This is a genomic window from Lactobacillus hominis DSM 23910 = CRBIP 24.179 (assembly GCF_000296835.1).
GTDB lineage: Bacteria > Bacillota > Bacilli > Lactobacillales > Lactobacillaceae > Lactobacillus > Lactobacillus hominis.
In genome coordinates this window covers 128,891-140,477 of record NZ_CAKE01000010.1, presented here as the reverse complement: position 1 = coordinate 140,477, position 11,587 = coordinate 128,891, and the positions used below count along the sequence as shown (strand labels likewise).

The 11,587-nt window shown below is 34.3% G+C and carries 12 protein-coding genes and 1 pseudogene; 2 read left to right on the top strand and 11 right to left on the bottom strand.

The features are described 5' to 3' along the window. The 4 genes from BN55_RS05115 to BN55_RS05100 form a co-directional block, all read right to left on the bottom strand. Positions 1-311 (bottom strand): YitT family protein (locus BN55_RS05115; protein ID WP_040469304.1); only part of this gene is annotated, 311 nt, incomplete at its 3' end. 73 nt (positions 312-384) lie between these two features. Next, a complete protein-coding gene (locus tag BN55_RS05110; RefSeq protein ID WP_008470844.1) occupies positions 385-1,722 on the bottom strand; it encodes a DUF2325 domain-containing protein in 1,338 nt (445 codons plus the stop codon). A 277-nt stretch (positions 1,723-1,999) separates the two neighbouring features. Beyond that, positions 2,000-2,452 (bottom strand): hypothetical protein, encoded by a 453-nt coding sequence (locus BN55_RS05105; protein WP_008470841.1) that lies wholly within the window; start codon positions 2,450-2,452, stop codon positions 2,000-2,002. Beyond that, positions 2,452-2,631, bottom strand: coding sequence for a 2-hydroxymuconate tautomerase (locus BN55_RS05100; RefSeq protein WP_003547962.1), 180 nt, complete (start codon positions 2,629-2,631; stop codon positions 2,452-2,454). Before BN55_RS05100 ends, BN55_RS05105 begins: the two co-directional genes overlap by 1 nt. Before the next feature lie 212 nt (positions 2,632-2,843). Between BN55_RS05100 and BN55_RS05095 the strand changes: the two genes are divergently transcribed. Beyond that, positions 2,844-3,386, top strand: coding sequence for a TetR/AcrR family transcriptional regulator (locus BN55_RS05095; protein ID WP_008470835.1), 543 nt, complete (start codon positions 2,844-2,846; stop codon positions 3,384-3,386). On the opposite strand, the gene BN55_RS05090 is transcribed toward BN55_RS05095, so the two are convergent. Further along, positions 3,383-3,925 (bottom strand): metal-dependent hydrolase, encoded by a 543-nt coding sequence (locus BN55_RS05090; protein WP_008470834.1) that lies wholly within the window; start codon positions 3,923-3,925, stop codon positions 3,383-3,385. The genes BN55_RS05095 and BN55_RS05090 overlap by 4 nt on opposite strands. A 517-nt stretch (positions 3,926-4,442) precedes the next feature. Between BN55_RS05090 and BN55_RS05085 the strand changes: the two genes are divergently transcribed. After that, positions 4,443-6,188: an oligopeptide ABC transporter substrate-binding protein gene (locus BN55_RS05085; RefSeq protein ID WP_008470832.1), complete on the top strand. Its 1,746-nt coding sequence runs from the start codon at positions 4,443-4,445 to the stop codon at positions 6,186-6,188. A gap of 82 nt (positions 6,189-6,270) precedes the next feature. Here the strand turns inward: BN55_RS05085 and BN55_RS05080 are convergent, their stop codons facing one another. From BN55_RS05080 to BN55_RS05055, 6 genes and pseudogenes are all read right to left on the bottom strand, one after another. After that, positions 6,271-7,182 (bottom strand): amidohydrolase family protein, encoded by a 912-nt coding sequence (locus BN55_RS05080; RefSeq protein ID WP_008470831.1) that lies wholly within the window; start codon positions 7,180-7,182, stop codon positions 6,271-6,273. Further along, the gene (locus tag BN55_RS05075; protein ID WP_008470830.1) at positions 7,172-8,452 is read right to left on the bottom strand and encodes a replication-associated recombination protein A; all 1,281 of its coding nucleotides are present in this window, start codon (positions 8,450-8,452) and stop codon (positions 7,172-7,174) included. The genes BN55_RS05080 and BN55_RS05075 overlap by 11 nt, the downstream gene beginning before the upstream one ends. A gap of 79 nt (positions 8,453-8,531) precedes the next feature. Then, the gene (locus BN55_RS05070) at positions 8,532-9,188 is read right to left on the bottom strand and encodes a glucose-6-phosphate 1-dehydrogenase family protein (protein WP_008470829.1); all 657 of its coding nucleotides are present in this window, start codon (positions 9,186-9,188) and stop codon (positions 8,532-8,534) included. Between the two features lies 1 nt (position 9,189). After that, the gene (locus tag BN55_RS05065) at positions 9,190-9,681 is read right to left on the bottom strand and encodes a GNAT family N-acetyltransferase (RefSeq protein WP_008470828.1); all 492 of its coding nucleotides are present in this window, start codon (positions 9,679-9,681) and stop codon (positions 9,190-9,192) included. A gap of 91 nt (positions 9,682-9,772) precedes the next feature. Beyond that, complete coding sequence (locus BN55_RS05060) at positions 9,773-10,855, bottom strand: LLM class flavin-dependent oxidoreductase (protein WP_008470827.1); 1,083 nt, start codon at positions 10,853-10,855, stop codon at positions 9,773-9,775. A 153-nt stretch (positions 10,856-11,008) separates the two neighbouring features. Beyond that, positions 11,009-11,522 (bottom strand): annotated as a pseudogene (locus BN55_RS05055) (methylated-DNA--[protein]-cysteine S-methyltransferase). Positions 11,523-11,587 lie beyond the last annotated feature (65 nt).

The following is an 11,587-nucleotide window of genomic DNA, read 5'->3' as shown; positions in this document are numbered from 1 at the left end:
TTAGTAGCCTGAAAACTAGGAGTAATCTGCATTAAAACCGGCAAAACTAAACTTCCTAGTGCAATATTTTGTGTGGTTTTTCTTCCTAAAAAGATAGCAGCGAGAATTAACATTAAGACATTGACTACAAAAACAGTGATCGAGCGGTTAATTCCCCACACTGCATCAACTAGAATCGAGATTCCAGTTGAACCACCAGCTGCGATATTAATAGGTCCATAAAATAAGTTGATTGAAAGAGCAATAATTTCTAATCCTAATAAGAAAAAGACCCATTTCATCCAAGAACGTTTTTTTATTGTATTCGTCATTTCAGCGTCCTTTCTAAAAATAAGTGATACTTTTATTTTACATAACTTTGCATACTATACTCAATATAGATGCTTAATTCTTAGAACTAACTTTATAATCTATCGTTTGATTACCTTCGTAAGCTGGCAAGCCTTGGTCTGCGCGATAAAGAGCACGTTCAAAAGATTGATAGCCCTTACTTGAACTTACTGCAAATTTAACATCGTACTTGCTGGCAAACTCACGAATATTCCAAGTACTATCGTGAGCCGCAAAGGCAGTTACTAAGATCACAATATCTAAGTCCTTGATTTGATTTTCAATGACTTTCTTTTTACCTTCAAAAGCATCGACGGGAATTGGAATACCGTTGTAGCGATTGACGATTCCTTCTAAAATTGCCTCATTTTGGTTATCGCCAATAGCAATACCGACTCTTTGATAGTGCAAATCCATATCAAGTTTTGCTAAAGTTTCAACTTCATTAGTTGGTCTTTTATCACTTTTGCGCTTTTTACCAACGCGTGATGGCTGGTCTGTTTCATAAATCCAGCGGACTTGAACAGCTTGTGAAGGATCGCGTTTCAATCTAACATCCCCGCTATACCAAGCTAAGTCAACAATTGAGCCATCTTCTAGATGAACGTCGCCATTTTGATAATAAATTGAATCAACTGGTACGATCACATTCTTATGGTTGATTTTTAAGCGCTGACCAGAAATATTGCGCGAAACAGACAAGTTGCCACTTGATCCTTGAACCACACCATATTTGAAATCTTCAATCTCGTCGTAGTATCTTTTTCTAAGTTTTTTAAATCCGACTACACGCAAAACTTCTGCTTTATCTAAACTATCAGCTGAAGGCAAAGCTTCAACAATATCGCCAGTTTTTAATCCCAAGGGATGAACCTGGCTTTCGGGCACACTAAAAACGTGCTCGCCTTGATCATTAATTAACTGACAGCCAATTAAATCGCGAATCACTGTGTAGCGTCTGCCCTTACGATAGTCTTTCTTAGCTTGCTTTTTAGGTTTTAAAGCCTCTTCAAAAATTTTGCGATTTACTGCATTGCTCGTTTTCTCAGAATTACGAACTGCTTCATCTAATTTACCTAATTGTTTTCCAAAGTTAGTTGCAATTTCTTTATCAAAAGTCAACTTATGAATTATGCTAGATGCAGTTTGTTTTGCTTTAGGATCTCCTGGTTTTTCAATTAAATTCGTTAATCCCGCCAGTAAAGTCTGAATCTGACTAACTGTTTTATCATCTAATGAAGTATTTTGCGATTTTGCACTTTCGCTAGCTGATAAATCTTGACCAGTCATCTGCAAAACTAGCATAATTGCATTCAAACTATTGCGTAGACTTTTATCGTCGCCTTCAGTTTGATTCAAGATTCTCTTTAAATTATTACGATAGTCGAACATTTTTTCACCACTTTTAACTTCAATATTCATTATTATATGACTTACTTTTTAGAAATGAAATTACATTTAGACTTGTCAGCCAAATTTAATGTGCTATATTAAAAGTAAATTATTAAAGTGAGGCAAACAAAATGACTAAATATACTGTTGAATTAACTGAAGAAGACTTACAAATGCTTAAGGATTGTCATACTAAGAATCCTTCAATTATGAAAGCTTTACAAGAAGCTAAAAAAGAAGATTAATAAGTCAAATTAAAAGAACTAGCCGTGTTGAGCTAGTTCTTTTTTAATGATTTATTTTTTTGCGGTTTGGAGCTAAATAAATAAAAACCAATAATTGTACCAACTATTAAGTCAAGCAAGCTCGCAAACGAAAAAATATTTTGTATTATTGTCAAACTTGAATTATTTCCAAAACCTAAGCCAAAAACATCTATTATTGTCCAGACAATTCCTAATAAAAAACCTTGTCCTAAACTTTTAATACTTGGATGCCAAATAGGACGAGTTACCACAAGCCCTGCAAAAATAAAACCTAAAATTGCACTCATAATTACTTCAGTAACAAACAATAAAATTGCCATATACAGCGGCATCTGTTGCAAAGCGTGAATACTATAGCCGTTTTGACTCCAACTTTGAACAAAAATATAAACAATCATAATTAAGGTAAAAATAATCCCTAATTTGACTAATCGCTTTACATCCCAATCGCGTTTTTTATTCATTAAGCACGCCACTCTCCGCCTTGACCGTAAGAATGTTTACCTAATTCATTGATAATGACATGAATATGTTCTTTAGGAGCACCAGTATTTTTATGAACTGCTTCAGTAACGTCCTTCATTAAATTAGTAATTTGTTCGTCGCTTCTACCTTTAATTAATTCAATATGTACAAATGGCATAGTTTGCCCTCCTATTTCTAAAAAATAAATATGCTTTATAGTTTTGATTTTACTCTTTCTGCGCGAAAAAATATATTAGTTTTCTTTTTGATAACAAAGTTATCTTCTATCTATGATAATTTTAGTTTGAAAAATTCCTAAAAACATCAAAAATAGCCTAAACTATGGTATCCTTTTATATTGATAACACTGTTATAACGAGGAAAAACAAAATGGCTAAAAATAATACGACTGAACAAAATCTAATCGAAAAAACTGTGAATGTAATTGATCAAAATGGATATCAAGACTTATCACTGCGTAAATTAACTAAAATGATCGGTTTAACTACTGGAGCTTTTTACAAGCATTTTGAAAGCAAAGATGACTTATTTAAGAAAGTATCCATCGAACTTTCTGACCAATTTATGCAGCATCTTAACTTAAAAGATGATCAATCAGCCTTTGATCAAATCTTAATTATCGCCAATTATTTCGTTCACCAAACTCAAAGTCATCCACAAATCATGGACTTTTTATTTTTCAATAGTAATACTTCTTTGATTAATAAAAACATCAACCTAACTGAAGTTCCAATATTGAAAAAAATAGCAATTCTTTCTCGTCAGGCAAATAATTCTAATCTGTCTGATCAAGATTTCTTCTTACAAACCTGGGCATTTATTCAAGGCTATGCTCAACTAGTTAAAAATGAAATCACCAGCTATGACGCCCATTTAGTTAGAGAAACTTTAACCCGATTAGCAAATAATTAGCCAATTACATGCCAAAACCAATATAAAGACATTAATATGATGCCAAGATATGCTGTAAAACTAATTATTTGTTCAAATATTCCGCCAACTTTATAATGCAGAAATTTACGTTTCTTCTTAGATTTATAAAAAGGCATTAGCCAATCTACTCCCTGGTGGCTAAAGCTATCTTCTATTAAATGCAGAAAATAACCAATAACCAAGCCTAGCCACAGACTGGCCCAATAATTAAGCAGCGCAAAATTGTCTAATTTTATTGGCATTAACTTGTTCATCAAATAATATAAGCTACATGCAAAAACTAGAAAGCCAATCAAAGAATGTGTTATTCCGCGATGGCGCAAGATTAAGCTAAAATTGATTAAAGATTTTCGACTGGCAGAACTATTGTATTCGTCAATATCTGGTAAAGAAGCGCCAACTGCGGTTGCGAATAACAACATGAAGTTAGCAATTGGATTTGTAATAAAATTGTGGCTGACTATTAGACCAAATTCAACTACAGCAACACTTGTTAGTCTATGAGAGCGTGTTAGCACTGTTTTCTCCTTTCAACCAAACATATATTCTGAATCATTGTACCATACAAAAAGAGCTATTTTTTATTAAATAGCTCTTTTTTGCTTGCTTTTTCCCACTTATAACAGTGTTACCCAATTTGCTTTAAAAAATTCATTTTTTATTTTTACCATTTTACTTATTGTTTACTAAACTTTGTGGAGTATGATTATGATCACAAACTAATTAACAAACAGCTTTGACAAGGAAAGTTAGCAAATCATCTTCATACAGAGAAGCTTCAAAAGCTGAGAGAAGCAAGATAGATATTTACTAAAAATCACCTTTGAGCTAGAAATTGTGATTAAAAGCAATTTCAGGGACAGCCCTTTATAGCGACAGCGTATCGTTTATTAATAAACCGCACGCTTTTAAGATACTAATTTTTAGTAAATATAGGTGGTACCGCGCAAAAAGCGCCCTATTTGGACTTAGGTCTAAATGGGCGTTTTTTCTTAGTCAACTGTTACTGGATTTAATGACGAAAGGAGAATTTTTATGAATATGTCAAAATCCAAGTTATTTGCCCTCATGCTAGTCGGAGTTAGCTCGCTTAGTTTGACCGCTTGTGGTAACAAGTCAGCAGATTTAAAAAAAGCAGACTATAATTTTTCAACTGCAACTCCTAAAAAGCCTATTAAAAAAGGTGGCACTTTGACTTATGCCTTAGAAAACGATGCACCTTTTACTGGTATCTTTTTAGCTGAACTAGCTGATAAAGAAAATGATATTGAAGCAGCTGCACCTGGACAAGAAGGTCTTTTTGCTAGCGATGATCACTTCAAAATCACTGATAAAGGAGCTGCCACACTGAAGCTCAATCGCCATGACAATACTGCCCTAATTACCTTGAAAAAGAATGTTCGCTGGTCTGATGGCAAGCCAGTCACGGCTAAAGATTTAGAATTTGCCTACGAGATACTAGCTAACCCTAAGGTTCAGACAACTCAATATACTTCTTCTTTGGAAAATATCATTGGCATGGCAGACTATCATGAAGGAAAAGCTAAGAAAATTACTGGTTTAGATATGCCTGATGGTCCTAACGGAAAAAAGCTCTTGATTCATTTCAAAGAATTAAAACCATCTATGCTAAATGTACAAAATGGCTTTTTCTGGGACCATGCAGCTCCTTACCATTATCTAAAAGATGTACCTTTTGACAAATTAATGTCTGATAAAAAAGTTCGCAATAAACCATTATTTTTCGGGCCTTATAAATTAGATAACACTGTTCACGGCGAGTCTACTGCTTGGTCACGCAATCCATATTACTGGCGTGGCGAGCCTAATTTTGCTCACGTACGCATGTCCAATATCAGTACTGAAAACGTAGCTCAAGCAATTAAAAGTCATAAATTTGATGTAGCAGGCGTTCCTAATACTTCATATCCACAACTTAAAGATACAAAAGGCGTCAATTTTATTGGCAAAAAAACTAGCTTTTACAGCTACATTGCTTTTAAAGTCGGTAAATGGGATGAAAAACTCGGTAAAAACGTCCAAAATCCCCATGCAAAAATGGGTAATCCTGCCTTGAGAAAGGCCATGCTATATGCAATGAATACTGACCAAATCAACGATCGCTACTACCATCATTTGAAATATCGCGTTCGCTCAGTAATTCCAACTCAATTTGGCAAGTACTCTGACAAACAATTGCCTTATTATTCTTATAATTTGAAAAAAGCAAACGAGTTGCTGGATAAAGCTGGCTACAAAAAGAAAGGCACCTATCGTGTTCAACCTAATGGTAAGAAACTTGTTATCAATTTAGCTGTCCAAGCTTCTGGTAAAAATCAAGATGCTATCTGGACTAACTATATTCAACAATTTAAAAAAGTAGGCCTAAACGTTAAATTTTTAGGCGGTCGACCTATGGAATTTAACCATTGGGTTGATGCAGTAAAATCTAGCGATCCAAAAATTGATGTCTTAGAAGGTGCTTGGGAACCAAGCGATCCATCACCAGCTGGCTTCTTTGGAGAAAAAATGCCATATAACTTTGCACGTTTTGTTTCGCCTAAAAACAATAAATTGCTGGAGCAAATCGATTCACAAAAATCTTTTAACACTGATTACCGCGTTAAAAAATTGCATGAATGGCAAAGATGGATGTATGACAATGCCTATCTTGTTCCATTAAGTGGCACTTATAGCATTACCGCATTAAATTCTAAAATCACTGGCTACAGCGATAAACCATCTTCTGATTTTTGGTACGAAGCTGGCTTTAGCAAATAATCTATATATTTTCTTATTCCTCCTAACTAAAAAATAATATCAACTTGTCCAAAAAACTGCCCAAAAGGCAGTTTTTTCTTATTTATTTTTTATCTAAAAAATGATAATAATTTGTTTCAAAGATCTTCTTATCATATAAATCGGAAATATCAAGATTTTCAATTGCATCAGATACTATCTTATCAGCTCCTGCTGGCATAACTGCAAATGGTGCATCAGTTCCAAACAAAACATGATTAATACCAAAATAATCAAGTGCTAATTGTAAAGCAGGAGTATTACCTAAGATAGCTGTATCTACATAGAAATTCTTAAACATATCTGCATGCTCTTGATCTAAAATATGATCAATTCTACCACTAAAGAACGGCACCATTGCACCAGCGTGATGAACGAGAATTTTTAAGTCGGGTGCTTTTTTGAAAATATCACTTTGAACTAGTTGCAACATTGCTTGCGATAATTCATATTCCCAAGAAAAGACTAAATTATTGTCAGGCTTACGATTATCAAATACAGGATGAAGCCATAATGGAAGATTTAGTTTTGCTGCTTTTAATAAAATAGGTTCAAATTCCGAATCAGCAATGCTTTTTCCTAAATGACGTGTGAAAATTTGTGCTCCCACTAAATAAGGACTTTTCTCAATATTCTCTAGAATCTTAAGCGAGGCAGGGATGTTATTCATAGCTAGCATCCCTACTCCGGCTTCAAAATACTTTGGATGATTTGCAACAATACCAGCTAGTTCTTGATTAGCATATTGGGCAATCTTACTTGCCTCGTCTCCGTCAACAAAGTCTTCTGGATTAATATTTGCAAAAGACACAACTTGCTTAGTATTTTTATCAGGCCACTTGGCTATTCTTTCATCTAAATTAGCTAAAGTTTCTATCTTAATAAAGGGATACTTTTGCGGAATTGTCGCATCAATATCAAGCATTGCTTGATAAAATTCCGGCGTTAAAATATGTGCAAACGCATCAATTTTCATAGTTATTACCTTCTTTATCATAATCCTTACCATAAATATATTGATGCAGCTTCAAATACTGCTGTTCAAACTTCTTCTCACTTGCGTTGTCTTTGGCAAAATAATATCTTTTTCCTTCAAGCCCTTTAGGCATGTAATTTTGTTTTGCGATCTGAAAGGGCTGCGCAAATGGATTATCAATTAGTCCGCCACCAGTTATTTCTTCAGAATGTTTATAGTGCATATCACGAAGTCCTCGCGGCATTGGATGATTACTTGGATGATCAGTATCTTCGTCTAATTTTTGCCAAATTTCATCGAAAACACCTGACTTTGGCGATAAACACATCAGCATTGTGGCAAACATCAAAGGATATTTTGCCTTAGGCATCCCAATTTTCTCTGCTTGATTAGCTGCAATCACAATCTGTGTAGCTTGCTCAGGATTAGCTAAGCCAATGTAAGTATATGGAATCTCACGCAGACGCCTGACTACTGAAGGTAAATCACCATTTTTTAATAAAACTGCTAAATAATACAAAGCTGCGTCAGTATCAGAACCGGCCATCGAATCGGAATAGGCAGCTAAGTAATCATAGTGCTTAGTTGCTTTTCGGTCATAGGCAAAATGTTGTCCTTTTACAAATTGCGTTACTTCTTCAACTGAAAGATCTTCATTAACTGCATAAATAGTTTCTAAAAGATTTAATGCTACTCGTAAATCCCCATCGGCAGAAATGGCAATAATCTTAACTGCCTCTCGGTCAATATTTTCATCTTTAAAATGAAAGACTTCTTTTAAAGCATGGACTAAAACTTGTTCAATATCTTCATCACTTAACGTTTTGAATTCAAAAATCTGACACCGTGACCGCACTGCTGGCACAATCGACATAATAGGATTTTCCGTAGTTGCCCCAATTAAAAGAATACGTCCATTTTCTAAGTAAGGAAGAAGAAAATCTTGCAGCGTAGTGGTCATCCGGTGAATCTCATCAATTAACAAAACAAAGGATTGATAAGGATATGTATTAATGATCTGGGTTAACTTAGCCTTATTATCAATTGAAGCGTTAAAAGTTGCCAATGGATAGTCAAATTCACGAGCAATAATTTGAGCTAAACTAGTCTTTCCTGTTCCTGGTGGTCCCCAAAGGAGTAGTGAAATTGGTACATGTTTTTTAATAATTTGATAAAGAGGATGCCCTTCTTCAATTAAATCTTTTTGACCTACAAACTGTGATAAATCTTTAGGCCTAATTAAATCTGCTAATGGCTTTCTTATTGGCATAGAATTCACTCGCTTACTTATAGTAAATTAAATCTCACCCCTAATTATTAGCACAGTTGGTGGTTTTAGACAAATTTATCTAACGTTCTATTTTTTCATATAACGGCAATAACTGCTTAATCCCATCCAAAATAAATTCTTCCATATCTTCGACTTGATCTTGATTTCTAAAAGCAAACTTGCCCAGTAAGAAACTTGTTTTAATGGCTTCTTCATTAAACGTAGTTTGCTTTTGTGTGTCTTTTAAATAATCATTCAAGGACAAATGATCTACAAATTCCATCTCATTTTTGTCCCATAAGTACCAGTTACTAATTTTGCGGTTCTTGGCCCAAGTTGGAATATCAGCTAATAATTTATTATATTGTTCAGGACTGTCACCACGTTTTTCACTCTTATAATGTTGAAACATTAAATAAACTTGCAATTGCTTTTTATCAAGCATTACACCAATGCAAGGGCTTTTATCAGCCAAAGTATTTAAACGATAAGCTGCCCAATAGTGATCGCGTAAGTTCCAACCATTTGTCCAACTTTCGATATGAACTTTAGCAAATTTATCTTGTGGCAATTTTTGATAAACATTTAAGTTTACCTCTTTCCAGGTCTGCCAAACTTCTTTAAAACTTGCTTTTATTTGCGCTAGCTCCACTTCAGAATGTTTCTCTTTCAGCTTTTTAAAAGAAAATTCGTCACGATCAAAAATTGCATACATTTCTTCAGTTAATTTAGTCATTTTATAAAGTCCTCACCATATTCACACTAGTAACACCAGTTGGATCTGGAATATCAGCACTAGTTTTTCCTTCATTATGGAAACCACGTTTTTCATAAAATTTAATCAATTTTGGTAAGCATGTTAAAGAAATGGCTTGGCGCTTTTGCTTTTTAGCAACTTGCACCAATGCTTCAATTAATTTTGTTGCGATTCCCTGCTTACGATATGCAGGCAAAACAGCCAAGCTTAATATCATTTGATACCGATCATCTTTTTGATTGGGATGATTGTTGAAGTATAGTTCATCTTCAATATAGCGTTTATTAAAAGCAGGACCAAAAATATGACCAATTACTTTACCATCTTCTTGTGCTACTAAAAAAGTATCAGGATAATTTTCAAATCTTCCAATCATATCGTTTCTGGTTTGCTCTTTAGTCATCTTAAATGCAGCAGATTCTAGTTCTACTATGTCGTTTAAATCATTCATTGTTACGGTGCGAATAATCATAATAGATCATTCCTCCTTATGTTTATCTCTAAAAGTAAAAAAGGCTTCAAAAGTCATTTAGACTCTTGAGACCTATATTATTACTCTCTATTTAATTCTTCCACTTTAATTTAAAACGATCTTGCTCAGTCTTTTTCCGAAAATACGCCTTCACCTTCGGCACAACTTCTTCTCCATAAATTCTAATTGCATTCATGACATCTTCATGTGGCATTGAGGCAATTGGCAAGTGGAGGTAGAAACGTGTCAAACCAAGTTCTTCTCTAACTTTAATGATTTTATTAGCAACAGTTTCACTATCACCAACAAAAATTGCACCATTTTCTCCGACCGATTCAAGATATTGTTCATACGTCATTCCGTTCCATTGCGGTCTTTCAGTACTAATTTGATCAACTAACAATTTAGTAGGATAGAAATAATCTTTAATGGCTTTTTCTTTATCTTGATTCAGCCAGCCCCAAGAATGAGCAGCAATCGGCATCTTCGTTAAATCATTGCCAACTTTTTCTGCAACTCTTCTGTACAACTTAATTAGTGGTTTAAAGTGCAAAGGATCACCGCCAATTATCGCATAAACGATTGGCAAACCTAACTCTGCAGTGCGAATAGTCGATTCTATGCTTCCACCTGTTGCAACAGAAATAGGAATTGGCTTTTTAGTGCGCGGATAAATTCCTTTATGATCAACTTCAGGCGTGAACTTGCCTTTTGGCCAATCAAGAATTTCTTCTTTGTTCATTTTAAGCAGCATTTCAAGTTTTTCAATAAAAAGTTCATCGTAATTTTCTAAATCATAGCCAAATAAATCAAAGGCTTCAGTGAATGATCCGCGTCCAGCCATAATCTCAACTCTTCCTGGTGCGATTGCATCTATTGTTGCATATTGCTCGTAAACTCTAATTGGACTGATTGTTGGTAAATTAGTAGTCGCACTCGACAAATGAATTTGTTTAGTTTTTGAAGCTGCAGCGGCTAAAACAATTTCTGGTGCTGAGACAGCAAAGTCTTTGCGATGGTGTTCACCGATTGCAAAAGCATCAATATTCAATTTATCTGCCAAAATGATTTCTTCTAATAAGTCTCTGATTCTTTGATCATGACTAATTGCTTTTCCTGTTGTTTCTAATGGTGTAGTTTCACCAAATGATGAGATACCTAATTCAATATTCATTTTTATCAACTCCTAAATTATTAACTTACTTTTTGTAAGCGAATAATAGCAGATAATTTTTTGAAATGCAAGAGATGAAAAAACGTCTATATTTACAAGGTTTTATAAGTAGAAAAATCTTAAACTAGCGCAACTACCGCTTAAACAAAGTCGTCATTTATAGTTAGCCGGTAGTGAAAATTTACTAATATCAATTCCTTCCAACTGCAAAAGTTGGATTTTTTTGTCAATTCCACCACTATAACCAGTAAGATCGCCGTGACTGCTAATTACCCGGTGACAAGGCACAATTAACGCAATATGATTTCTACCTACTGCACCACCAACTGCTCGAATTGGTAAATGATCTGCTTGCCCAGCTACTTCTTCTGCAATTTTTTTATAAGTAGTAACCTCGCCATAGGGAATTTTTAGTAAAGCTTGCCAGACTTGTTTTTGGAAAGTTGTTCCAATTAAATGTAATTTAGGTAAAAAATTAGGCTTCTTCCCTTCAAAATAGAGATCAAGCCATCTGATAGCATCATCTAAATATTTATTTTTACCAAGTTGATGATCTTTAGCTAAATTATCAGTATAAAAGCGATCACTACAAAGCCACAAAGCTTTGTTCATCACTAGCTAGTAGAATTTGACCAACGGGAGAATTATAATAGGCAATTTTTTGCATTTTATCACCTCTTTCCATTAATAGTGATACGTGATTTAGATAATTAAAATATCATTAAAATATCA